Raw genomic sequence first — 25,678 nt, 5'->3', positions numbered from 1 at the left:
GTGTTTGAGGTGGTGGTGCCGTGCAGCAGGGCTTTTACCTGCGGCTCCAGCAGGTTCAGTGAGTTATTATTGGGCGATAAATATTGGACATGATAGGAGGAGTGAATATTGGCGGCGGTCTGCACGACGGTAAGCGTGTTACCGCTCACAGTGAATTTTACATTATTAAGGTCTGGCGTGGCGTCGCCTATTTTAGCAGTCATAGGGATGAGTACACCCAGCGGTGCCTGCTGCCAACCGTATACATTGGTGCCTGATCCGTTGGTATTGGTGTTTTTAGCGTAGTTCACATAACCGGAAGATGTATAGGAAGCAAGGTCAATAATGGCGCTGATGGTAATGAAATCTTCATCGCCCTGCGCGTAATCGCTAATGTTATTGGTAATGCCGGTTTCTGATGATATGTAAATGGAGATGGATTTGGTTCCTGCAGGAATGATGAATACCGGCGCAGCACTGCCCGGCGCGCTGTATTTCACTTCCACACCCAGTACGTCGGCCCGTTTGCCACCGCTGGGTCCACAAGGACTGTAAGGCATTTGGGCCGGGGCTGCAAATGAGATCAGCGTTAAAATGACAATAAAGAAACGTTGCAGGAAATAAGGTTTCATATTTACATGGACATAGCCCTGGTGTCCCGCTTCAGCGATATTGCTGACGCAGGTAAAACTGGTGTTCGTATTGAAGTTTCGACTTAATAAACGTGTAGGAGGTTCGCCTCTAGGATAATTGTTCGTCTGGTTCGGATAGTTTATTAGTATTCGGTTTCTCGCTTCAATGACTCGCTTACATGGTTACTGTTTTTTCATTCGTGCTATGGTGCCGCAAAGTTACATCAACTGCCTGTTCTTTAGAAACTCTTAAGGCATAACTTTCGTGTTATTTAACAAATCCAATAAACAGGTTCAAATCCTTTGCTACGGCAGAGTTTCACATGTCGTGTACAGTTCGTTTTCGGCAGGCTAAAAATGTCAGATCGTAAAAAAAAGCTAACCCTTTTACATTGCAGAGCCTGTTCTTTAACGCAGGAAAATAATTGTTAAACTAGTGTTAACGAAAGTGGTTATGCGGCGGGTTCTACGTTAGCTGGACAGCTTTTTGCGGCATAATACGGAGCTATCTTCAAGGAACCACATATGGACCATAACCTTCAATCTATACTAGAGAAACACTTAAAAAACAGGATCCCGGATGATAGTTATAAAGCCCTGCTCGACGAACTGCAGCATGAATCAGCAATGAATAATACATCGTCGCAGCAAATCCTGTCATCATTAAAAAACAGTTTCTGTTTACTATATCAACTGCCCGGGAAAAAGCGTTGCCAGCCGCCTGCTATTCCGGATTTACCTGCTATGGCCGAAAAGCTGGAACAGGAAATTGCTGCGCATGTTGAGGAATGCAGTGATATGGCCTACCAGATACGGCACCTGAAAACTATTGGGTCGGTGGTAAAGGGCGGAAGCTGGGAAGCTGCGCTGCAGGGAGACCTGGCAGAAATAATGAATTATGTTTCGGACGAAATGAAAGCATTATTAGGGGTGGGCAAAGAGGTCACTTCGTTTACTTTCGACGAGTATCTCGAACTTGTTCACCCCGATGACCGGCTGCATTTTTCTCAGGCGGTCCATGCCGCAGTAGCGGGCAGAACGCGGTATGATGTGGAGTACAGGATTATTCGTCCCGACGGGATGATGAAATTCGTGCGGGATATAGCAGACACGTTAATTGACGAAATAACCGGGCGGCCGGAAAGGATGGTGGGTGTAACGCTGGACGTCACAGAAAGGAAAGGTACCGAGGCAGCATTAACTGAGGCTAACCGGCAGCTGCGGATACTGATAGAAACTATGGAAGAGGTGTTCTTTTCCGTCGATCGGGTCAATAACCGGATACTGCTGATGTCGCCAGGCAGCAAACGTTTATTTGGATATGAAACGGAAGATTTTCTAAATAATCCGGATCTTTGGTTTAACCTGGTACAGCAGGAAGACCGGAACATAATTATAGAAAGCGAAGGGGCATTACATCGTGGCGACCGGGTAACGAACGAATACCGGATAAAGCATGCAGATGGATCTGTTCATTGGGTGGAGGCACGCATTACGCCAACGCTGGACGCCAGCGGCCGGCTGATTCGTGTGGATGGCATTAACGCGGATATCACATCCCGTAAGGAAGCGGAGCTGGCGCTGCTGGTATCGAATGAACAACTCAAGAAAAGCAACGAGGAACTCGACCGCTTCGTATACAGCGTATCTCACGACCTCCGTGCACCCCTGGCTTCTATATCGGGCCTGGTTGGATATATGCTGGCAGAAAGCACTGATCCGGTACTGACGGGCGATCTGAATCTCATCAAAAGAAGTATCGATAAACTAGACGTATTTATAATTGATATACTGGATTACTCGCGTAATGCGCGTTTGGATTTGAGTGTGGAAGAGGTGGATTTTTCGGTGTTGCTCGATGATGCGCGCACAAACCTGAAGTTCATGAGCAGCAATCGCGATGGAGTGGAAATTCGGACGGAGATGAACCTGAGCCGGGCTTTTCATTCTGATAAAGGACGTATACAGGTAGTGATGAATAATCTGATATCGAACGCGATCAGGTATTACAACCCGGAAGCTGCCACGCCATATGTTCAGATAACGGTAAGCACAGTGGAAGGCGGCGTGGCGTTACTGGTAAAAGATAATGGCATTGGTATCGACCCGCAATATCACGAGAAAGTGTTCCAGATGTTTTACCGTGTATCCGACAAGTCGAACGGCTCAGGGTTAGGACTTTACCTGGTAAGAGAAACAGTACACCGGCTACAGGGAACCATCCGGCTGTACTCCGTTCCGGCTGAAGGAACTATATTTGAGATATTTCTGCCCGATTTGATTGTGGATTAAACCGTTTGCTATGGAGTTCAATTTTAATAAAGTGATGGTCGTGGATGATGCGGATATCGACCGTATACTGGCCGAGCGTATACTCAACCGCCATGCGTTTGCGGAGGAAATAGTAGCGGTAGATTCCGCCACCAGCGCCCTCACTTATTTAAATGCCAACCGCACGCAGGAACAAGCCCTGCCCGACCTCATTTTCCTGGACATCAACATGCCCCGCATGAATGGATTCGAGTTTCTCGATGAGTATGAAAAGCTGCCGGAAGATATCAAGCGTAAGTGCATTATCGTCATGTTATCCTCGTCGCTGCACCCGGGGGACAGGGAGCGGGCGTTAAGTAGTCCGTATGTATGCCAGTTTTTAAATAAGCCCCTCACTAAGGAGAAACTGGCGGAGATACCGGCGGCGGTGAAGTAGACTGCCGCATTCGGGAAGGATCAGGGGGACGACTGGGTACAGGCTAAGTTACTGCATAGGTAAAAAGGGTCATGCGTCGCGTAAAAAACATCAGCGCGCCGGTTTACACCTTATTGCTTCCTTCATAAAAAAAGCTGCGTTATACCCGGTCCTGCCGATTTATAACCCCCAATTCCCGGAAAAGCCTTAAGTTGGTGGCTGATTTTAAAACAGATATTATGTTTTTCAGGCTTGTATTACTATCTATGATCGCCAGCCTGCCCGCATTAGGTCAGGCAGCCAACAGCAACCTTCGCTACCAGAGCAGCCAGAACCAGCTGGTTTCGGTGTTCAAAGGCAAAATTATCGTTAACGGACAGCCCGCATTTGAATTCCCACAGGATAATATCGTTTACAAGAGTAAACGTAACGGACTGCAGGAAGATAAAGGAAAAGTGTACCTGTTTCTGGAAACGACCAACGGTACGCTGAAGAACAGGCTCAACGTGTTCAGTATCGTGTATTCAAAAGCCGACTCCCTGTTCAGCGTTGTAGCGTCTGATGTCAAGGATTATGACCGCGACGGTTACCTTGAATTTGGTGGTAGCGAGCTAGCTACACCGCATCCTTCGGCAGACTCCCTGTATTACCTGCCTTCTGCGTTTTTCGAGATCAAAAAGGGCGCTATCGCATTCGATGCCGAGTATACCCAGAAGATCGACACGAAAGTGAACGGTACTTACCTTGTAGATCCGCTGGATAGGTCGGGTAAATGTTGTGTGGCATTGCCTAAGAAAAAGAAATAAAGACTAAATTAAATAGGGAAGACTGCACGGTGAGTGCGGTCTTTTTTTTACGCCTGGCGGTATTTGGATGGACGTGCCGAAAAGCCTCGCCGGCAGGGCAATTACCCCCTCGGCTGAATTTTTCGTAAATTTGTGCCTGAAAATAAAAAACAGGGGCAATTTAACTTTTGAGCAGAATGGAGAAAGAGATTTATATTATCAGGCACGGGGAAACAGATTTTAACAGGTTAGGCGTCGTTCAGGGGCGCGGTGTTAACTCCGATCTCAACCCTTTAGGCCAGGCACAGGGCGAAGCGTTTTATAACCATTATAAGCATATACAATTCGATAAAGTATATACTTCGGCACTTAAACGTACCTATCAAACCGTACAACGGTTTATTGAAGATAATCTGCCATGGCAGCAGCTGCCCGGACTCGATGAACTCTCGTTCGGCATCTGGGAAGGCCACGCCAGTGTACCCGAATGGAAAGAGGCTTTCCGCTGCATGGACGAAGGCTGGAAAAACGGCAACTGCGATCTCGCATTTGAGAACGGCGAAAGTCCGAACCAGGTAGCCGCTCGTTTGCAGGAGGCGCTTGATGTTATCTTATCAAACAAAGACGAAAAAAGGGTACTGGTGTGCATGCACGGCCGCGCTTTGCTGGTGTTCTTATGCCTGCTTACCAAAACGCCGCTGAGCAGTATGATGAATTTTACACACAAGAATACGGGTTTGTACCGCGTTAGTTACAATGCCGGCGAGTTTGAAATACTGGATGTAAACGATGTAAAACATCTCGACGTATTGACCGTTAATCTTATCTAAAATTTTATGTTGATGAACATATTTCCACGTGTGTTGCTGGCCGCAGCCCTGTTGGGTGCGGGTTTAAATGTTGTAGGGCAAACCGTTAAGGAACCACAAAACGTGCCTGCTGATTGGGCTAAACCTTACAAGCCCTTCCGCATAGCAGGCAATTTGTATTACGTGGGCACTTACGATCTTTCCTGTTACCTGGTTACAACGCCGGAGGGAAATATCCTCATCAACACCGGCCTCGCCGCATCGGCTGCTACTATTAAAGCCAATATAGCGACCCTGGGTTTTAAGTACAGCGACACGCGCATTCTGCTCACCACGCAGGCCCATTACGATCATATGGGTGCCATGGCGGCGATCAAACAACAAACAGGAGCAGTAATGATGGCCAACGCGCAGGACGCGGCTGTAATGGCCGACGGCGGTAAGTCAGACTATGCCCTTGGTGGCGATGTTGCCAGTTATCAGCCGGTAAAAACGGATAAGATATTAAAGGATGGTGATACCATCAGTTTAGGCGGTACGAAACTGGTGATGCTGTTTCATCCCGGCCATACCAAAGGCTCATGCAGTTTTCTGCTGGATGTGAAAGACCAGCGCCGTACTTACCGCGTACTGATCGCTAACATGCCTACTATTGTTACGGATAAGCCGTTTAATGCCATACCTTCTTACCCTGCAATTGAAAAGGATTATGCCTACACCTTAAAGGCGATGAAGGCGTTGAAGTTCGATATCTGGGTGTCGTCGCATGCAAGCCAGTTTGGCCTGCACAAAAAGCATAAGCCCGGCGATAAATATAACCCCATGGTGTTTGCCGACAGAAAGGGATATGACGATTCGCTGGCGGAACTGGAAAAAGCTTTCCTGAAGAAAACCAGGTAGTCTAACGTTGGGCCTTTTCTACCGGGATTTTAACCTCACTGTTTCCCAACCACTGTATTTGTAAAGGTTCATGCGCATCCTGCAGCGTTTCGGTTTCTACCGCTGCGCCGGTGCCGTAATTTACCTGTGTGCCCCTGCTGTTCATTACATCAACTGCTATTACAAGCCTGCTGCCTTTTTCAATTCGTTTGCTGGTGAAAAAGCCTGTAACAGGAACGGTTTGCGGCACTCCCGGTTGCAACAACTGCCGTTTACTCCTGTCTTTTGCATAACTCGCCCGTTGCATAGTGCCCGCCAGCGGAAAGAACTTTCCATCGGGTTGTTGCTGGTAAAGTGATATGCCCAGGTCAACATCTTTTTTGTTGATGATGATGGATAACTTCGCTGTAAAAGCACCTGTAATATTAAAATCTTCCGTAGCGGGCGCCGATATATAATAAACGCCCGTTTTCATCGGAAAAGAGTCGACGATCATATTATAAGTGCCGCCGGCAGACTTCACATCTTCGCGAACGCTGAAAACCACTTCCTGCGATGCTGCATTTTCCTGTTTGGCAGTACTTAATTCCCGGAACCGTCCATTCTTTTTACCAGACAGGTAAAAGGTTAAGCTATCGTTGCTGGCGGCCTGTAAAGATGGTTTGTGTTGCCAGGTATTAGTGCCCATCAGCTGGTAGTTGATTTTATCTTTCAGTAACGCGGGTTTGCCTTTGTCTTTCAGTGTGTAATCAAACCAGTCGAATACCAGTTGGTTTATATCCACTATGGCAGCTTCGTCTATCTGATATCCATTAATCTTGGGGGATGGGCTACCCTGAGCGCCGGTGTGGTCGTAGGGGCCTATCACCACATAATGATTAGCTGCGGGGTTCCATTTAAAATGTTCTTTCACATAATAGAGGCTCCCCAGTTGCTCGCCATCAAAGTAGCCCGCAATAGTCAGTACAGGGATATTGATATTTGCGAATTCCTTTTGATAAGGGATCATTTGCTGCCAGTATGGGTCGTAGGAGGGGTGCTTTAGCCAGCGCTGGAATACTTTGCTGGGTTTACCGGCTACGCTGTCAAGTTTAGAATAAGCGAGGCCGCTGGTGTACCATCTGGCAAACACATCGTCCCAGTATTGTGTATTGGAAAACTCCGCCCAGTCGGTGAGCCGGTTATTGGTCACGTTACGGATCCAGCGGAGCATGTAGGTGCTGTAAATACCGTTGTGCATCGGGAAATCGATGCCTGGCGCGGCAGCCACCTGTGGTACAATGGTTTTAAGTATGGGGTGCATGTATTTCGTGGCAGCCCACTGCGTAAATCCAACATAACTGCCGCCGTACATGCCCACTTTACCGTTGCACCAGCTTTGCCTGCTCAACCAGTCGAGCGCATCGTAAATATCTTTGGCATCGTGTTCCCAGGGCGCTATATCGGCCGTGGAAACGTATTTGCCACGGGTGTTCAGCATCATGCCTGTGTAACCGTGGGTTACAATCTCCTTTAACTGTTGCACTTCATCGGCACTGGCGTATATGTTGGCTTTCAGGATCACCGGCTGCGGCGAAGTCTGCTGCTTGTCCCGCACAATGACAGCGGCCAGCTGCACGCCGTCGCGCATGGTAATCATCACACTGTCCTGTATAACCAGGTTGTTATTGTCGATGGTGCGCAGCAGTTCTTTGCCCGCTGTTAGAAACGGGGTATACACCGTTAACTTCGCGTAAGCCTGGCAAAAGCTGATAGCCGCCGCTATGGGCACGGAGTCGTTTTTAAGGGCGCAGATGCGGGTACGTTCGTTCTCCCATCCGGTTTGCAGTACGGCAGCACTTTCCTGGTAGGGAGCAGTGGCATATTGCATACCCTGTCCGCTAAACTGCTGCATCACCACGGGAAACGACCATTTAAATAATGCCAGGTCCGACCGGCTGTCGCCATCGGCCTGCATCAGTCTAATATTGTTATAAATATCGAAGATGTTGTAGTAGCCTTCTGCATCTGCTCTTTTGATACCGGTTTCTTTTACCATGGCTACACGCAACCTTTCGGTGCTTTCCAGGCTTTCGTTGTATTGCCCGGCAAGGGTTTGCAGGGAGGCGAGTGCCTGGTAAAACAGGCTGCCTTCCTCATTTTTGATCTTTGAAAGTACATCTTTAGCCAGTGATGGCATGTATTTTCTCAGCGTAGCGGTGTCGTTAATTGTTTTGCATGGCAGGTATACCACCTGTGCGTTCGCCGGGTTAAAGGTTAACAGTATTATAGGAATGAGAAGTATTCGTATCATGTGGTGCCCGTAGAATTGTTTGTCGGCTAATATCAGGTAAAAAGCTGAGTGAAGCAATAGGGGGCGGAACACATGATAAGTATTATCCTCCCACAATATCATTCAGTGCCACCAGTAAGTTAATCGGATGCTCGGCTATCCTGTTGCACACGTACAAATACCACTCCGCCCCATATACAAAATACACTTTAGCAGGATGACCTTCGTCCCTCAGCGTAGCCAGTTGCCCGCCCTGTATACCGTACAAGCTTTCAAACTCGTACAGGCTTTTATCCGCGTTGTGCTGCTGCACGAGTTTCTTCACTTCCTGTTGAATATAATCGTGATGGGTAGCAATGGCGCATAAATGCCGTTCACGGAGCAGGGTATCTACATACTGCAAATACACATTGTCCAGCGCTGTGCCTCTTGGCATCGATAATCCTGCCGCTGTTTCGAAAGCGCCCTTCACCATTCGTATACGCCCCGGACTTTTAATTATTTCCTTAAAATCATCGGCTGTGCGGTACAGGTAGGCCTGCAGGGTGATCGATATATTAGAGAAAGACCTGGCCGCCTGCTGGTACACCGCCAGCACATCATCTGTTCTTTCGGTGCCTTCAGCGCTAATGATCACTTCTATATTCCTGGCAGCAGCGTCGGTACAAATCGCGTGTAAATGCTCTTCGCAAAGTGAACGCGATATGGCCAGACCTATATGCGACAGGTCCAGCGAAACGGTGGAATGTAAGCCATGTTCTTGTATGCCTTTTGTTATGTTGATGAATTCTGCTGTGGCTGACTGTGCTTCGGCAACCGTGGCGGTGTTTTCACCCATAAATTCAATCGAACACTTAAAGCCCTGTTGGTTTTGAACGGTGGCTTTGGCAATGGTTTCTGCAAGGGTTTCGCCGCCAATATAACGGTCGGCTGCTTTTTTAAGGGTATTAAAAAGAGGGGTATTTTGGAGGATGTAGTGTTTCGCCTCCTCATTCAGCGCCGCTTTACGGAGAGATGCGGCGGTAGCGCTAAGTAACTGGTCCATTCCGCAAAGGTACGGATCGGTTGCGGGCGGGAATGTACGGTATCCGTATTTTTTTGAACAAAAAAAGGCAGGCCGAAGCCTGCCCCCTGTATTGATTATCGTTATTGCCTGAAGGAAAAGCCAACCCCAAGGCTGTAATACATATCCTTGAAATCGATCATTTTACCGCCGGCCCTTATATTGAAGCCGTTCAGGTCTACTATGAAACCAGCTTCCACCATGGGTGTGATCTTTTTCTCGTCCGAATTTTTTACCCACTCAGTTTCTTTCAGTCCGCCGTTATCGTAGTAGGTCGACATTTCTTCCCATTGCTGGTACCAGTTGATACCGCCGCCTGCATATATCCACAGCGGCCAGGCAATCTTTTTGGTTAAACCGATGCCACCGTCAAAATAACCTTTGCGGATGCTGTTGGTGGCACGGATGTCTTCGTATACGTTACCATCAACTTCTCCCTGATTATTTACCGTATAATAGGCCGATTTGCTCAGGAAATGCTGGTTAAGCCTGCCCGTCATATAAAAACCCAGTTTACGGTTGTTGATGCCGCCAATGGATAAACCAATAGGCGTGAGGGTATCATAAACATACTGTACGAAGAAACGGTCGGGACGGCCATATCTTTTTTCTTTTTTCTTTGCCAGTTTAATATCGCTTTCGAGCGAATAGGCACCCGGGCAGTTAGCCTGGATGCTACTGTAATAGCTCAGTGCTTTTGACTGCGACCATGCATATTTATCCTTTTTTAAAGTATTGGCGTTCTTCAGGTATGTTTCACACATCAGCGTTTTAGCGGTGCCGGTATCGGCGCCATAGGGGTAATCTTTCAGGTATTTTTTGAGATAATAGTCCATCTGCTCAACGTCATTCTTCGCTGCCGATTCTTTACCGAAACGGATCAGTGCTTTTTTGAGTATCTCCTGTGCTTCTGATTTGTGTTTTTTCAGGGTGTTACCGGCCAGGTACGCGTCGAACGATTCGAGTGTGTTGTGCTGGCGTGCAGTACTCCAGGCCAGTTCGTCCTGAGCCAGTCTTTTTTGACTGGCGGCTTCAGCATCATTAGGTCTGAAGCGAAGTGCTTCGTCGATGTTGCTGATGGCCGTACTAAAGTTGCGCCTCTCAAAATTGCTGGCAGCCAGTTTCATGGCATCGTTATACCCGTTTATCTTAAACATCTCCGGCGTTTTGTTGATTTTGGCGCGGAGGTCGCGGGCGCCCTGGTCTTGCGAAAGAGCCGGGTCGTCAAGTATAGCAATAGCCTGGGGATAGTTTTTCTGCTCTACATAAAGCTCCACCGCATTTAATGCATAACTGATTTGTGTTTTATCCATTTCCCACAGCTTCTGCCACTCGTCGGCCGCGCGTTTGTTACCACTTTGTTCCTGCTTTTCGGCGTTTTCAAGTACCGTATGCGCCGTGCGGAATTTTTTGATGTCGGCTTTGAGTTCGTCCAGCTGCTTTTGAAGTTTCTCGTCCGCCAGCGCTTCCGCTTGCTGCAGGTACTCCTCTGCCTTGTCAGGCTGGTTTAATTTCAGGAATGCCAGCGACGTATAATAGTAGCCCTCACCCCTGGAAGGGTCTTCTATCAGCAGGTCGGGTGCAGTTACAAGCACTTCGTCCCACTGGCCGTTTTTAATTTGGTCTTTTATTTTTTTCTCCAGGTTACTAAATTCTTTCGATTGCCCGTAGGTGATGCTCACGCAAAGCATTATTAGGATCGTTAAAATTGACTTCATGCAGTAGGTATTAATTGGTAATTTTTTTATAGATCATGTCGTAACGGGTTTTGGAAGAGGTACGTTGCAAAGCTTCCATATCGGAGTCGCTGAGGCCATTTGCCAGTGAGTTAAAATGCTGGCGGTAAATAGCGCCTTCTTCTACGCAGCCATATACAGGGTCGCCGCTGAAATGTGCATTCTCCATTTCACCAACGCAGCCAAGCGTGCGGTTCCAGTTGCCGTTCACATCGCCCAGGGCGTCGGTGCCGTAGCACGAACAACCTGCTTTCTGACAGGCGCGCATCATACGTATGCGTTCTTCGTCCAGTTTAGCGGCATATTCCAGGTGTTTTTTTCGGTAGCTCTCGCGTTTGCTGCTTAACAGCGGACCAATATTGGAAAGGGAAGCCCTGCGGGCAGATAATGCGTCTTCCAGTATTTTGCGTTTGGTGGCAAAGGCGCTACGTAAGCCTTCCAGGGCCGTTTCCTGGATTTTGGAAAGACCGGTGGTAAGTGTCCATATTTTATCACTCAGTGTTTTGTTCTCGGCAGTTAAGCGCTGATGTTCTTTATTGTAACTGTCTTCGTACTCAGTCAATTGCTGGCGCGCGCCGGTGATCTTTGTTTCCAGGTCTGTTTTTTCTGATTCCAGTGCCGATACACCATCTGCCGAAAACTTTCCCGGATTTAACAGGTCGGCGTTTACGGAGGTAATCCTGGTTTGCCACTGGTTTAACTGGCTTTGAGCGCTGGCAGCTCTTTCGCGGTATGCCTGTAAAATTACTGGCAACTGCTGGTTGTTATCATTGATCTTATCCTGGGCTTTTTGTTTATCCTCGTCGGTTTTTTTCCTCACCTTCTCTTTCAGCGCCTCTGTGGCTTTGCTTTCTTCCTGCTGCAGGTCGCTGATCTTTACATTCAGGATGTTCACCCTGTCTTCTATAAAATGCTTCTCGGCTACCGTGCGCATAAGATCGCCTGCCCAGAAAATGTGCATTTTTTTAGCCTCGTCCAGCACTTTTTGTTTGAAGCTTTTGCTCAGTTCAACGATCTCTTCGCGAATACGGTCGTTGTTGTTTTTTAGTTCGTTTAATTGCCTGTCCCAATCATCCCTGCGGCGCGAAAACTCGTTCTCTTCAAACTCGAACTTTTTCACGGTGGCTTCCAGGGCAGCAATGCGGCGGTCGTATTCGGCCATCTTCTGATCTATTACTTCCTGTTTGGCCGGTACTGCCCGGCCATTCACCGAACGCAGGTGCGCCTGGAAGTTCTCGCCGCGGGCCTCGAATTCGGATTTGGGCGTGTTACACTGACTGCAATAGAAGCCGTTCTGCAACTCATACAAGGCCCTTGCTTTTTCAGCGCGGAGGTCAGAGAGTTGGCGTTTTAATTCCAGTAAACGATCTGCTTCGGCCGCATAAGACCCCATTCTTTTCTGGTTCAGCTCGGCAATCTTTTGGTCATTCTGAGAAATGGAATTGGCTTTGGACTCAATAGTGGAAACGGTTACCGCACCTGCCGTCTGGGAATGTGCATCCAGCAATGATAGCGATAAAACACACGTAAGCAATGCCTTACGCAGGTATAGGAGTAGGTGTAAATTCATGTACAGGGACGTATTTTATGCGTAGGCAAAGTTAAGGCCCCGGACAGGCTTTGCAATACCCAATTATGGGTATTTTATCATATGCATAGATAAGGCTGTTTTACAGTTTTGTGCCGGGCACCTGATGAATTATCATATTTTGATACAGCGTCCCGAATATTATATCGGTGGGTTGGTTTTCGCTTTTCTTTTCTCTGTAAGATACTTTCTCAACGGTTCATCAAAGTACCGCAGCGACAGATACGCAATACCGATCAGGACAGGTAAAGACACGCAAATGATCAGTGCCAGTTCGCCCGTACCAGGTTTGTATCTGGCATAATACCCGGCAAATATCCACATCACCATATAGTGTGTCATGTACAACGGATAAGATATGCGGCCGGAGAAATTACAAATGCCTTTCAGGCCGGTGCTTAAAGTAGCGCCCGCGCCCAACGAAAGCAGTAAGGGGAAATAGAGTACTACAATCCCCAGCTCCACCGCCCAGTTATATTTAAAGTATGGCATGAGCAGCCCTGCGAGTAACAGCAAACCTATCCCCACAAAGCCAAGTTTGTTCCTGATGATAAGGTTAAACCGGTAAACGATCATGCCTGCCAGGAAAGAGTAGGCCACACGTGCGCCACCGTCCCAGAACGTACCCGAGCTCCAGCCACCCACCAGGTTGCCGGCCCTGTACGCAACAATGCCCAGCCCCGCTGCCGCGAAGGCCAGCAGTACGGTGAGTACACGCTTGTCCAGCCGCCACAATACCAATCCGTAGAACATATTGGCCACATATTCCCAAAACAGCGACCAGGACGGGGCATTCAGATTAAAGAGATTATTGTAACGTTCGTTCACAATGGCATAGGGGATAAGGAGTGCAGAGGTGATAAATAACACCGCTGTTTGCCCTGTACTGTAAGCGGCTGCAGTAGGCGTGAACGGGTCGAACAGGAAGGCCAGCAGACCCAGTACGGAACCTAATACGACCAGCGGATGCAGGCGTATCAACCTCGACTTGAAAAACTCACCGACGCCCAGTTTGGCCACGCGATCGCCGCCATAGGCGTACGCAATTACAAAACCCGAAAGGCAAAAGAAGAAATCGACCGCAAGAAAGCCGTGCCCGGCAAAGTTGGTAGCCGGGTCGGTGTACACTATCTCCATAAAATGGAAAATCACCACAACAATGGCGGCAACGCCCCTTAACCCATCCAGTATTTCAAAATGCTGCCTGGTTTTTAACAGGTCCGGTTTTAATGTACCCATAGTTCTTTCTGGAATAAAAGGGGCAATATAGCAGGCGCAACCGGAATGTGCAAACATTTATACACCTGCGGCAAGTGGTCGGCTTTTTGTAAGCATGGTATTATGGCTAAAAAACAAAAGGGTCGTTTCTTTTCGGGTACCAGCGGACTGGTATTGCCCGTGCCCAATAAACTGTCGTACCCGCCGGCGTTCCAGGATAAAAGCCGGCTCGAATACTACGCACATCTGTTCAACAGTATAGAGGTTAACAGTTCGTTTTACAAGGTGCCGCAGGCCAGAACGGTAAAAAAATGGGCAGATATGGTGCCTGCAAACTTTCGGTTTACCTATAAGCTGTGGCGAGATATTACGCACGCAAAGGGGCTTGCATTTAAGGATGAGGACGTAGCCCGTTTTATGTCGGCAATCGACCCTGCAGGTGAAAAAAAAGGCAGCCTGCTCATCCAGTTTCCTCCCTCTGTTACCCTGGAAAAGTTCGGTGTGGTAGAACACCTGCTTGGTTTACTCGGCGAAGGGCACGGCTGGGACGTGGCACTGGAGTTTCGCCATAACTCATGGTACGCTGCTGAAACATATGAGTTGGCAGATGAGTACGACTGTAGCATCGTATTACACGATATCCCTAAGTCGCGAAACAACACCATCAAAAAGAAGACACCGTTTATGTACCTGCGCTTTCATGGGCCTACAGGCAATTACAGGGATAGTTATACGGATGAGCATTTACAGGAAAAAGCGTTGCTCGTAAAGCAGTGGCTGAATACAGGCAAACCGGCCTATGTATACTTCAACAATACAATGGGTGATGCTGTAAAGAACCTCTGCACTTTAAACAGCTTCATTAACAAAACGCGTTAAATCGTTAACCCAATTACCCTTTTCGTTAACCCACCTTCTCCACTTTCAGCGCTGCGCTACATCTTTGCATCATTCCACGAGTAAACCATCGCAGACTGATTAAACAATTTTTATAACCCTCCCCAATTAAAATTCTATGGAGAAGATTAAAACACCCGAAAACACCACAAAGCCCGTTATTTTACAGGGCACCATTGCTACCCCAACTTTGGCCGCCCGCACGCAGCAGGCCAGGGTACTCGAAGACCGGTTGAAAACGCGCTTTGGCTTGAGCAGCGTAAAGGTAGAACCCAGTACAGCTTATACAAAAGAACTGCTGGAACCGGTAAAACAGATCCTGAAAAAACTGGGTATCAAAAAACTCAGCGATCTCCGTGATATCAAGCTCAATGAGCCGGTTAAGATCAACAGGGGCACTCATTTAATTGCGGCAAAAAAGCCTGTCCGAGTAGGCAGGAAAGGTATAACCCCGGAAACGAACGCGCAACAGAAACTGCCGGTAGGTACTTCTGTCATTATCGCGAATGTGCTGGATTTAACTAACACCACGCTGGAAATTCACCCCGAAGTAGACACGCTGCTCATTATTGCAGACAAAATGATTTGCGGTAAAAAAGCACTCATCACCTGGAAACGCCCCGGTGGCAGCACACCCGCCCGCCTCGACGACTCCGATCTCGATGGTCGTGGTTACACTGGTATTCAAACTAAACCGGGCAGCCGTCATGGACTGGATGGTGAAAATGGCAGAGCAGGCAGCGATGGGATCAATGGTTCTTCCGGTACTGCAGCTCCTTCTGTGGAACTGTGGGTGAAAGACCTGTCTAACATTCCCAACTTCGACCTCAACGGTGAAAATGGCATAAAGGGCGGTACAGGGCAGGAGGGCGGCTGTGGCGGCGACGCAGGTGATGGCGCCAATGGTCAGTATTGGACAGTAACTAAAAACTGCATGCGGAAACATCCGGCCGGCGACGGCGGCCATGGAGGTGATGGTGGTCGTGGTGGTAATGGTGGCCGTGGTGGTAACGGTGGCGCTGGCGGCAATGTAACCATCGGTGTACTGGAAAATACCCTGGCCGATTCGGTGAAGGAAGATACATTTAAGATTAAAACACAGGGTGGCAATCCCGGCCGTGGTGGCGACGGCGGCAGTGGCGGCAATGGTGGCGCAGCAGGCCGCAGTGGCAACGGTTCGTATTGTAAAAACGGCCGCGACGGACAAAAAGGAGCAAAAGGACAACCGGGGGCTGATGGCAGCGATGGTAAACTGGCGGGTGAAGATGGTGAGATTGGTTTCTTCGAATTTACGGAAGACGCCTGGGACGAAATGCTTACCCGACCTTATATTACTGAAATCAACCCCTCCACTATATTCCCCGGCGATAAGATCAATATTAGCGGTACCAAATTCGTGAAGAACGATAAGGTGATCATACAGGGAATGAGCGGTTATAAATCGGTGGTGAACGCCGACGAAAGCATCACGGTAACCATTCCTGCCAAAGTAGCGGGAGGCGAGTACAGCGTGCGTATACAAAGGGCGGCAGACAAAACGGAGAGTAATACTTTTTCCATCAGGATCAAACCTTTCATCGATAAAATTCCTGATCAGTTAATAGGAGGTAAAGAATTTACGATTACCGGTAAAGCTTTTTTAGCCGGAGCCACAGTGTTGGTGAATGGTAAAGCTACGCCCGCAATAAAAGTAACGGCCACCGGTATTACGTTCAAAATGCTGCATAGTACTGGCAAGGCCTTTGCCGGTAACGCGCGCAGCCTGCAGGTGCGCAATCCCGATGGACTGGTTAGTAATACCAAGATGGGTGAAGTTGCGAAGGAAGTGGGTATCCCTTTTAAGTACGGTGTACATAACTTCACGTTTTTTAACCCCAACGATGGTGTGCCCAGCTGGAAAACATACCAGGATACCTTTGGTAAAGCTGAAATAGGGATCGAAGCGGCTGTGCTGCACCCGGTACTTACTTTTGCTTTTTATGGTTTCTATAAAAAATACCTGAAGGGAACGGATAATGGCGGTTATGCTACTGGTTTCTGTACGGCTATGTCCAGCCTGATGGCCGATAAATTCTGGCAGGGCCATACAGATGGTTTTAAAATCACCAAGGAAATGATCCATAAGGAACTTACCAGTGTGCACGGCCGCCTGTTAAGCCGCGAAAGTCTTATCCATTTTCATGATCAGAGCCGCGAAGGATTGAAGCGTATAGAACGTACCGCCCGTGAAATAGAAACAATCTTCCTCAAAGGTTGCAACAGGCAACAGGCGCCACTGCTGTTCTTTATTCCTGCCGGTGCAGTGTGGGATGCCGGTTACGTGAAAAGCATTAAATCCACGCATTGTATCATGCCCTACAAATTTGTGTATCCCAAGGGCCATAAGGGCGGCAAGCTCAATGCGGACGGCACCAGCACGATATCAGACCTGAAAGATGTGAAGATGTATTGCTGGGACTGTAACAATCCCACTAACCCGGAATGCTGGATTCAGTTCAGGAAGGTGGGGTCAGTGCTGCATTTCGACTATCATGTAGAAGGTAAGGGCATCAGTTTTAGCAGCAGCAATAACATTACCCTTGGTCACATGAGTAACGGTGCGTACCTGCTCAGCGATCACGATCTGCCGTTCAGTGGTGCTTTTGGTCTTAGCAGTTTTGTGATCGATTTCCTGTTAAGCCCTGCCGATATGCAGATACAAGATGCGGGTAACAGACGTTTGGGCAACTTTAATGGTAAGATTTACGCAGAAATTCCTGACGCACGCCCTTGTTACCTGGCGCCCGGTGCATATATGCTGCCTCTTGGTCAAACCTATAAACGTAAGATCGTAGGCACAGGCACCGGTGTATACACCTTCAACAGCATTATGCCCGACGGCACCACGGTAAAACTGGAGAATGTACAAACCAAACCTGGTCAGCAGGATGTGCTGGAAGTAAACGAAGATGCTTCCGAAATCAGCTTTACTCCGCACGAAGAAAAGGCTTTCACGCTAACTTTTTCAAGGCTGGTAGGCGAGCAGGTGCGCTCGCTGTCCATCAGCGGTGTAGGCGGCGGACCGGGTAAGGAATGTAAAGTAGCCGTAGCGGAAAACTTAAGTGAGTTCCGGTTGGGAAATAAAAGTGCGTTGAAAAACGTAGCCGTAAATGCATATTCGCTGGCCAAAAATGCGAATGCGCCTGTAAATAAACAGTTGGCGGTTAAACTGCCCGTAAACCACAACCTGGTAGTGAAGGTGAATAACTGGGATGTTGTGGATATGCAGGCAGCCACAGAAGCTTTGTAGAATAGCGGTGTTGATTGCAGGCAGCCGTACCCGCACTCCTGTGGGTACGGCTGCCTTTTTTTAATCCCTGTACGGGTCCATAATGTCTGTAGCCCGATGCCCCTCTTTTGTTTTAGGATCAAACTGTTCTTTGTTGATATAGGTTACGATTTCGTTGGAGATGAGCTGTTGTTGCCCGCCTATCGATAATGTATATCGTAGTTTAGTTTTAAAGTTGCCTTTGAATACCGGTGTGGCAAATGACCAGTACTCGTTCTGCGCCAGCGTTATCTCGTGGTAACTGTTGCCACACCAGCTGCTGGGAAAATACATCACCGGTTTCCATTTTCCTTTATCATCAAGCGCCTCGGTCATGATACGGATGTAACTGTCGCTCGCATTCAGGGTGAGGTTTGAATCGGCGGTGTTAACCAGGTACAATACGTTGCCGCGGTAAGTCCTGTCCAGCGTTACCGTTTCTTTTTCATTGATATAGAGATAAATACCTTTACGTTCGAACGTACCATCTACAGGCCGGGCAATATTATCAGAATGCCCTTCGCCATTGGATGGTTTTGCGAACTGGCTGCTGCTGTAAGCGTGTATCATGCTGCGGTGCTGAAATTTAATGTCTGTACTGTCTAACCGGGCGATTTGTGCAGCGGTGAGTTTAGTACTGCGGGCAACACCTTCTACAGGGCCATTAGCCGGCGTGGCGGCAATTGTACAGCTAAACATTGTACCCAGCAAAAGGGTTGGTAAATAGTAATAGGTCATGGTGATGTATTTTCCTGATGATGCGGCGTTTCTTCTGATTCCATAAAAATAACCGGTGCGTTGGCATGATTTTCCTGACACATCAGTAAAACCGATAGCCATGACAGATAAAGAAAAAGAAGAACGCAAATCAGAAAAGGAAAATGCTGATTCTCCTATCCAGCCAGATCCTGAAACACTGGGTCCTAATCCGCAGGAGAAAATGGAAGGCCCTATCTCGTCTTTGATAAAAGGCCTCGCCGAAGAGGGCGACGAAGCTGATCCGGAAGAAGATATTAAGGAGCAGGAGCGGAAAAAGAAGGAGGAAGAATAGCCTTCGTGTTTGAAATGCCAGTTAATGAACACGATAAATAATTTTTGATGCATTAGTGGTGTACACCATGTGTGGAACCACTAATGCAATCTGCTATTACACAGATGTATACACCGCCTCCTGCGCTACAACCCAAAGTGAGGCTTTTCCACCCCATAATTCTCCCTTTTTAATCACCTGTTACACACAGGTTCACAGGACTATAAATTGTTGCCAGCTTTTACTATCTTATCTTCCCATAGGAAAACCATCACGTCATGATCAAACCATTTCTAACTCTTACGCTGCTCGTTGCGGCGGCAATGGGTAGTATTCATTTGCTTAACGGTAAACCTGCATCATCACCTCCCGTAAAACCTAATATCATTATCATCCTAAGCGATGATCTGGGGTATGGAGATATCAGCAGCTTTGGCGGTAAAGTGTTGCCAACGCCCAACATCGATCGCCTCGCTGAAAGCGGAATGAAAATCACCCGCTACTATAGCGCTGCACCTATCTGTTCTCCGTCCAGGGCTGGAATATTAACAGGCATGTATCCCGGCAGGTGGAACTTTGCTACTTATCTCGATAATAAAAAACACAACCGGGAGGCCGAACAAACTGATTTTCTCGATACCGCCGCGCCCACCATGGCCCGGATGTTTAAGAACGCCGGTTATGCAACAGGCCACTTCGGCAAATGGCATATGGGCGGCGGCCGCGATGTGAAGGATGCCCCCGGCTTCGAACAATATGGTTTTGATGCCCACGCCAGCACCTACGAAAGCCCCGATCCCGATCCATTACTTACCGCCACCGACTGGATATGGTCGGATAAAGACAGCATCAAACGCTGGAACAGAACTCAATACTTTGTAGACAAAACCCTCGCCTTTATGCAGCAGCATAAAGGCCAACCCTGCTTCATCAACCTCTGGCCCGATGATGTGCATACTCCCTGGGTGCCGCAGCCCGACGATGAAGCACCATCAGGCCCACAGTCGGAAGTGGCCTTTAAAAACGTATTGAAAGAATATGATGTACAGATAGGCCGCCTGGCAGAAGGTTTGAAAAGGATAGGGGAAGATAAGAATACGATCATCATTTTTACCAGTGATAATGGGCCTTTACCCAGCTTCAGGGGCAGCAGGGCTGCAGACTTAAGAGGTACGAAGTTATCGCTGTACGAAGGTGGTATACGCATGCCTTTTATCGTGAGCTGGCCGGGTCATATACCTGCCGGCCGCAGCGACGAAACCTCTGAAGTACACGCCACTGACCTGTTACCTTCGCTGCTCCATATTGCCGGTATTAAAGTACCTGCGGATTACAAAGGAGATGGTAAGGACAGGAGTGGGGTGTTCTTAGGCAAACCATCTGAAAGAGGAAAAGATATGTACTGGGAGTACGGAAGAAATGATATTGCCTACAAATACCCCGGTGCAAAAGACAAGAGCCCCAGCCTCGCCATGCGCTCCGGTAAATGGAAGTTGCTGATGAACGCGGATGGGAGCGATGTTCAGTTGTACAACATGGATAAAGACCGGAATGAAACAACGAATGTGGCTGCGAGTGAAGTAGCCGTAGCGGCGGGGTTGAAGAGTAAGCTTACGGTGTGGTGGAGGGGTTTGCCGAGGTTGAAGTAATGGTGGGGGCGAGGTTTTGCCCGTACAGGCTTTTATGTTAGTAGCGCTTTTTACTGGAGCGACGGGTTGCTTCGCTTCGCTCGCAATGACGGCGGGGGAGTATTGCCAATGCGGCGTTTCATCGTTTCGCGTAATGTTTTCCATTCACTTAAATGAAATGCTTGTGTCAGAATGAATGGATGCGAAGCGTTACACCTTGTCGTCATTGCGAGCGAAGCGAAGCAACCCGTCGCTCCAGTAAAAAACGTTGCATGCAACGCGCGTACGAAAGCAATATCCCCCTGACTTCTTTACTTCCCCAAATCCACCGGCAACACTCCCAACTGCTGCATAAACATTAGCCGATCAGTAAACACATTCGTAGCCACAACCTTCCCGTCTCTGAAGGTGTATACACCCATGCCGGTGTTGGATACCTTTTTACCGGTAGGGGCGATCTGTTGAAATGTACCGCCTGTATGTGTACCCTCGAATTTCCAGCGGATGTATACCTTTTCTCCTTCGGCAATTACTTCTTCCACTATCCATTGCGCATCGGGGAAGGCTTTAACAATAGCGTCGGTGGTGGAGGCGAAGCCGGTAGGGCCTTTCACACCATTGATGGCGGTGTAATCGGGCGAGATGTAATCGTTTAACAGATCGAAACGATGTTTGTTCAGGCAGTCCTGGTAAAGGCTTAAGATGCTCGGTTTGTTGGTCATAACTTGTTCTTTTTTAGTTGAATGATGCTGCGCAACGGAATACCCGGCTGGCAGTAGCAGTGCAATAAGCAGTAGTGTACGGCTATTCATAAATTGCTTTTTACAAAGCTATTAAGTGGGGCGAAGCTGGAATTGTAAAAAATCAGTGACTTACCAGGAACGGGTGGCAGTAAAGAACTGGCGGGGTGTTTCGCCGGTGAAGAGCTTGAAATCTTTGATGAAGTGGGATTGATCGAAATAACCTGCCTCATAGCTGGCGGCAGTAAGGCTGGCATGGGAAGGGTATTGCGCAATGAGGTGGCGTAAGCGTACGATAGAGGCAAATTGTTTGGGAGATGCGCCTATAAGTGTCCTGAACCGCTTTTCAAAAGCATCCTGGCTGATGTAAAGGGAAGATGCCAGTTCTTTGATCTTCACAATGCCATGCCGCGCTTTAATCACTTCCACGGCGTGAAGTACCAATGCATCGGGTGTGTGATCGGTCAGTTTATCCTGCAAAAATGATTCGATAATATTGATCCGTTGTGAGGGGTGCGTCACATGCGCCAGCTGATCTGCAACGTTATTAAGTTCATCTGCCGGGAACAGGTGACCGGCGGAAATGTGAAGGTCGAATAAGGTGTGTGCGGGCGTTGGTTTAAGCATAAAGGCATTCATGCCTCCCTCCCTGAAAATAACCAGCAGGTTGCCTGAACCTTTAACATACTTAAACAGCCGGAAGGATTTTCGTAATCCGGATAAGGAAAGCGGTGACAGGTTCTCGCCTGTATCCCCGGCCTGCAACTGCACCAGCCCTTTGTACCGGAAAGCCATCACCAGCGAGGTATCTGGCAGCGGCTTATTCCACACATCCTCATCACTCTCAATCAATAAAAACTCCTTGATGTAAGGAGCCAGTTTTGCTGTGGGTGGAAAATGTTTGACGGTCATATCGGCCTAAAAGTACGAAAAATGTAAAAAGGTCGCACCGGTAACGGCGCGACCTTCCTCATTCTATCTTTGAAATGATTATTTCTGCAACTGTATATATACCGGCCCTTCACCAATTGTTACGGCAATCTCGGTATCGCTTTTCTTCTCCCAGTTTGCCTCGGCCGGCGCCGCTGAAGTGGTGGCCATCGCTTTTACACTCACTGGTTTGCCAGGCAAACCGCTCAGGGTAATACGGGCTTCTCTTGGTTTGTAACCATTCTTTTCATGTGACTTTACACCTGTAGGCGACCATGCCACCCAAACGCGGTTGTTGGGGTCGGAGCCATGCCTGAATTCGTATACGAACACATCGCCTGTTTCTTTTTTAATAACCCGTGCAAAACGGTATTCACCCAGCGTGTTGTATAACTGCTTCACCGCGTAGAAACTCATCTTCGGTACAAACTTACGGGTAAGGCCCGATGCTGCATGAAACGCTGCTTCGTCCTCATCGTTAAAGTAATAGAGGTAAGCACGGTTAATGTCCATCGGCGCAAAGGCCAGGAACGAACGTACCAGGTACTGTGCCTGCTGTAAGTCGGTATGACCCTGCCAGTCGAGTTCCAGGAACCAGCCGGTACGGTTTTTCATCGCGGCTTCGGTGGGGGCGTCGTACCCGAATTCGGTAATCCATACCTGTTTGCCGGGGGCGGTGGTATTACGCCAGTCGATTACTTCCTGCGCTACTTTCAGGTAGTTGGCCGAAGCATCTTCGGGGTAAGTACGGTTCCAGGAATTGGGATTACCCGCGCCCTGGGGCAGGGTGGGATAAGTGTGTACGTTTAACACATCGTACAATGGCAGTATGTCTGCCTGCCCGTAAAACGTTCTCACATCCTGCGAGTAATCGTCCGCCGCCCTCGCCTGGATGGTAGGTGTAACGATCTTTGCCTTGGGGTCGCCGTCGCGGATGCCTTTGGCCATCTGTTTAAAGATGGTCTGGAAGGTAGCCGCATCCACCCGTTTGCCTGGCTCATTATCTATTTCAAAGGTGGTAGCCAGTTTCTCCGTACCGGAAGGGCCAAAATACTTAGCCATGGCCTTGGTATAATCGTAACTCCACTGCTCTTTACCTTTCCAGATGGTCTTAAAGTTTTGGTTTTCAGCACCAAAGCTGGCAAACTGGATACAGATATCGGTTTCAAAACCGGCATTCTTCCAGAACAGGTACAGGTCATTTTTCCAGTCAACCCCATTAATGGTGTTGGGAATGGTGATCGGATCGCCGGGTTTGGCTACGTCCCAGTCCACATTATGATAGTTACGTACCTGCTTTACTACCTGCTTGTAAAGGTCTGGTTTAAACTGGAAATGCCCGTTAAGGCCCATAAAATCCTTCATCAGTGGCTTGTTGGCCGCTGCTTCGTCGGGAATGTTGTTGGTGGTGTCCGGAAGGTTAGGTTTGGGCTCTTTGCTATCCGCCTTACGGCAGGATACACTCATCATAACCGCCGCAGCGGCAACTAGCGCTAGCATAAGTTGTTTCATGTTTGACATAGTTAAAATTCTCGCGCACTCGCTCAAAAAAGGTTCTTCAATGTGCTTTATAACGCCACGGTAGTGCCCGTATTGTGTAGCTTATTCCTTTATTTTCCGCGCCAGTGGCTCACTGCAGTAATTATGCAGGGTGAAAAAATAACTATTGTGAAGTTTCTTCATATAAGTATCAGTGCAGACAGAACGGTCCTGCCATACAGTTACATAACTGTCAACACGAACTTACCGGGAAGTAATATAAGGATTCTATCAGGATAACTAACCACCAGTGACGCATCAGCAGCCCATAAGTAGTGTATATACACAACCTTCGGAGTGCGTTTTACGTTGCAGAACAGTGGGTACAATGCACTGGTACTGGCTGATGTGGACGGGCAACCGGAGGAACTGCCGGAAACGAAGGAGGTGCTGCTTTCGGATAGCAATAATTGCTTAATTTGCACGGACGAAAAAATAACTGAACCCTTAGTAATTACTAATAATACACCGATGGCACAGAGCAACGTTTTTTATTCAGCAGCCGATAACCCGGAAATGATTGATGCTTTCGAGAAAGCGCAGGATACGTTTAAATACTTTTGGAGGGAGGTGTCGTGGGAAGCCCGCAGGATAGTACCGGGACTGGACCTGGCCTGTGTAAAGGTGGCCTTCATGCAATATGCACCCGGCCGGCAGGAACCTAAAGTGGAACATATGTGGATCAATGATGTGGAGTTTGATGGCGAGCAGGTGAGTGGTACGCTTATCAACGATCCGGGTGATATTACGAATGTGAAGAAGGGCGATTTTATACGTGTGCCTTTAAGCCAGATCAGCGACTGGTTATTTGCCAGTCAGGATAAGACTTATGGCGGGTTTACGATACATGCTTTACGCGCCGCCATGTCTGAAGAGGAACGCCGCGAACATGATGAAGCGTGGGGACTCGATTTCGGCGACTTTAACAACATTGAAGTGGCCGCCAGGCAGGATGAGAACCCGGATAATCTGATAGAACATCCGATGAGTATCAATATGAAGGAAAGTTTTGTAAAGTTCCTGCAGGAGTACCCCGCGGAAATTACGAACCAGGACGAGGCCGGGTATACGTTGCTGCATCGCGAAACCATTGCTGGTAACAAAAGCATCGTGGAAATATTATTACAGTTCAAGGCAGATAAAAACGTAAAGGCCGCCAATGGTAAGTCGGCGCTTGATTTTGCGAAACAGGTAGGGTGGGAACATATTGTGCCGCTGCTGGAGAACTAACATGCCGTATATTTGCCGTCAATAATAACGGAAATGGCCAAAAAGGAACAACAGCAAATACATCGGTCGGGGTTCGATTTCCTGGCGAAGCTCGGTAAAAATAATAACCGCGACTGGTTTAATAATCATAAAGACCAGTACCTGCAGGAATTAAAACTGGTGGAAGATTTTGCAGATGCATTATTGCACAAGCTGAGCGGGCACGATCTCATAGAAACGGCATCCGGCAAAAAAAGTATTTACCGCATTTACCGCGACACCCGTTTTTCTAACGATAAAACGCCGTATAAAACCCATTGGAGCGGCAGCTTTAAACGTGCTACCCAACAGCGGCGCGGTGGTTACTACTTCCACATTGAAGAAGGGAATAGCTTTGTGGCCGGTGGTTTCTTTGGTCCTGTGCCCGAAGATCTTAAGCTGGTGCGTGACGATATTGCCTTTGATGCCTCGCCCTTGCGGAAAATACTGGCGAACAAAACATTTGTGTCCTACTTTACATCGCTGCGTGGCGAACAGTTGAAAACCGCCCCCAAAGGCTTTCCCAACGATCATGAAGCCATCGATTTGTTGCGTTACAAGCAGTTTTTACTTGTCCGTAATTTTACCGATGAACAGGTGTTAAGCCCTACCTTCCTGGAGGAGGCCGACAAAACGTTTAGAGCCATGCGTCCGTTTTTTGATTATATGAGCGGGGTGCTTACCACGAACGCGAACGGGGAGTAACTTGAGT

General features: G+C 48.3%; 21 protein-coding genes. 11 read left to right on the top strand and 10 right to left on the bottom strand.

Annotation, left to right across the window (positions count from 1 at the left end; translation table 11 throughout):
• On the bottom strand, positions 1-611 hold a 611-nt coding region (locus QZT80_RS18705; RefSeq protein WP_295125549.1), incomplete at its 3' end, for a hypothetical protein.
• Positions 612-1,136: 525 nt separating this feature from the next.
• Between QZT80_RS18705 and QZT80_RS18700 the strand changes: the two genes are divergently transcribed.
• The 5 genes from QZT80_RS18700 (at position 1,137) to bla (ending at position 5,791) form a co-directional block, all read left to right on the top strand.
• Positions 1,137-2,903: a PAS domain-containing protein gene (locus tag QZT80_RS18700; protein WP_295125546.1), complete on the top strand. Its 1,767-nt coding sequence runs from the start codon at positions 1,137-1,139 to the stop codon at positions 2,901-2,903.
• Positions 2,904-2,913: 10 nt separating this feature from the next.
• Entirely contained in the window at positions 2,914-3,318 is a 405-nt protein-coding gene (locus QZT80_RS18695) for a response regulator (protein WP_295125543.1), read from the top strand.
• 218 nt (positions 3,319-3,536) lie between these two features.
• Positions 3,537-4,103 carry a hypothetical protein gene (locus tag QZT80_RS18690; RefSeq protein ID WP_295125540.1) on the top strand — a complete coding sequence of 189 codons (567 nt, stop codon included), beginning with the start codon at positions 3,537-3,539 and terminating at the stop codon, positions 4,101-4,103.
• A gap of 176 nt (positions 4,104-4,279) precedes the next feature.
• Positions 4,280-4,912, top strand: a complete 633-nt coding sequence (locus QZT80_RS18685) for a histidine phosphatase family protein (RefSeq protein ID WP_295125538.1) — start codon at positions 4,280-4,282, stop codon at positions 4,910-4,912.
• A gap of 12 nt (positions 4,913-4,924) precedes the next feature.
• Entirely contained in the window at positions 4,925-5,791 is an 867-nt protein-coding gene (bla, locus tag QZT80_RS18680) for a subclass B3 metallo-beta-lactamase (protein ID WP_295125535.1), read from the top strand.
• A gap of 1 nt (position 5,792) precedes the next feature.
• Here bla and QZT80_RS18675 read toward each other — a convergent pair whose 3' ends face one another.
• The 5 genes from QZT80_RS18675 to QZT80_RS18655 all read right to left on the bottom strand — a co-directional run bounded on the left by QZT80_RS18675 (position 5,793) and on the right by QZT80_RS18655 (position 13,668).
• Entirely contained in the window at positions 5,793-8,063 is a 2,271-nt protein-coding gene (locus tag QZT80_RS18675; RefSeq protein WP_295125532.1) for a CocE/NonD family hydrolase, read from the bottom strand.
• 82 nt (positions 8,064-8,145) lie between these two features.
• The gene (locus tag QZT80_RS18670) at positions 8,146-9,087 is read right to left on the bottom strand and encodes a proline dehydrogenase family protein (RefSeq protein ID WP_295125530.1); all 942 of its coding nucleotides are present in this window, start codon (positions 9,085-9,087) and stop codon (positions 8,146-8,148) included.
• A 101-nt stretch (positions 9,088-9,188) separates the two neighbouring features.
• Positions 9,189-10,823: a hypothetical protein gene (locus QZT80_RS18665; protein WP_295125527.1), complete on the bottom strand. Its 1,635-nt coding sequence runs from the start codon at positions 10,821-10,823 to the stop codon at positions 9,189-9,191.
• Between the two features lie 10 nt (positions 10,824-10,833).
• On the bottom strand, positions 10,834-12,411 hold the full coding sequence (locus tag QZT80_RS18660; RefSeq protein ID WP_295125524.1) for a hypothetical protein: 1,578 nt from the start codon (positions 12,409-12,411) through the stop codon (positions 10,834-10,836).
• Between the two features lie 159 nt (positions 12,412-12,570).
• Positions 12,571-13,668 carry an acyltransferase gene (locus tag QZT80_RS18655; protein ID WP_295125521.1) on the bottom strand — a complete coding sequence of 366 codons (1,098 nt, stop codon included), beginning with the start codon at positions 13,666-13,668 and terminating at the stop codon, positions 12,571-12,573.
• 102 nt (positions 13,669-13,770) lie between these two features.
• Between QZT80_RS18655 and QZT80_RS18650 the strand changes: the two genes are divergently transcribed.
• Both QZT80_RS18650 and QZT80_RS18645 read left to right on the top strand, forming a co-directional pair.
• Complete coding sequence (locus QZT80_RS18650) at positions 13,771-14,526, top strand: DUF72 domain-containing protein (protein WP_295125519.1); 756 nt, start codon at positions 13,771-13,773, stop codon at positions 14,524-14,526.
• 136 nt (positions 14,527-14,662) lie between these two features.
• Complete coding sequence (locus tag QZT80_RS18645; protein ID WP_295125516.1) at positions 14,663-17,833, top strand: IPT/TIG domain-containing protein; 3,171 nt, start codon at positions 14,663-14,665, stop codon at positions 17,831-17,833.
• Positions 17,834-17,893: 60 nt separating this feature from the next.
• Here the strand turns inward: QZT80_RS18645 and QZT80_RS18640 are convergent, their stop codons facing one another.
• Positions 17,894-18,589, bottom strand: a complete 696-nt coding sequence (locus QZT80_RS18640) for a hypothetical protein (protein ID WP_295125513.1) — start codon at positions 18,587-18,589, stop codon at positions 17,894-17,896.
• A gap of 100 nt (positions 18,590-18,689) precedes the next feature.
• Between QZT80_RS18640 and QZT80_RS18635 the strand changes: the two genes are divergently transcribed.
• Positions 18,690-18,902: a hypothetical protein gene (locus QZT80_RS18635; protein ID WP_295125510.1), complete on the top strand. Its 213-nt coding sequence runs from the start codon at positions 18,690-18,692 to the stop codon at positions 18,900-18,902.
• 257 nt (positions 18,903-19,159) lie between these two features.
• The gene (locus tag QZT80_RS18630) at positions 19,160-20,530 is read left to right on the top strand and encodes a sulfatase-like hydrolase/transferase (protein WP_295125507.1); all 1,371 of its coding nucleotides are present in this window, start codon (positions 19,160-19,162) and stop codon (positions 20,528-20,530) included.
• Between the two features lie 290 nt (positions 20,531-20,820).
• Here QZT80_RS18630 and QZT80_RS18625 read toward each other — a convergent pair whose 3' ends face one another.
• From QZT80_RS18625 to QZT80_RS18615, 3 genes are all read right to left on the bottom strand, one after another.
• Complete coding sequence (locus tag QZT80_RS18625) at positions 20,821-21,321, bottom strand: ester cyclase (protein ID WP_295125504.1); 501 nt, start codon at positions 21,319-21,321, stop codon at positions 20,821-20,823.
• A 60-nt stretch (positions 21,322-21,381) separates the two neighbouring features.
• Positions 21,382-22,161, bottom strand: coding sequence for a helix-turn-helix transcriptional regulator (locus tag QZT80_RS18620; protein ID WP_295125501.1), 780 nt, complete (start codon positions 22,159-22,161; stop codon positions 21,382-21,384).
• A 78-nt stretch (positions 22,162-22,239) separates the two neighbouring features.
• Entirely contained in the window at positions 22,240-23,679 is a 1,440-nt protein-coding gene (locus QZT80_RS18615; protein ID WP_295125498.1) for a hypothetical protein, read from the bottom strand.
• Positions 23,680-24,015: 336 nt separating this feature from the next.
• Between QZT80_RS18615 and QZT80_RS18610 the strand changes: the two genes are divergently transcribed.
• Positions 24,016-24,948, top strand: coding sequence for a DUF2314 domain-containing protein (locus tag QZT80_RS18610; protein WP_295125495.1), 933 nt, complete (start codon positions 24,016-24,018; stop codon positions 24,946-24,948).
• A 33-nt stretch (positions 24,949-24,981) separates the two neighbouring features.
• Positions 24,982-25,671, top strand: a complete 690-nt coding sequence (locus QZT80_RS18605) for a DUF2461 domain-containing protein (RefSeq protein ID WP_295125492.1) — start codon at positions 24,982-24,984, stop codon at positions 25,669-25,671.
• The last annotated feature ends 7 nt before the right edge of the window (positions 25,672-25,678 follow it).

The organism is uncultured Chitinophaga sp., assembly GCF_902168175.1.
In the GTDB taxonomy this organism is placed as follows: domain Bacteria; phylum Bacteroidota; class Bacteroidia; order Chitinophagales; family Chitinophagaceae; genus Chitinophaga.
Note: the sequence above shows the minus strand (reverse complement) of the source record. Positions and strands in the feature narration are given on the sequence as shown.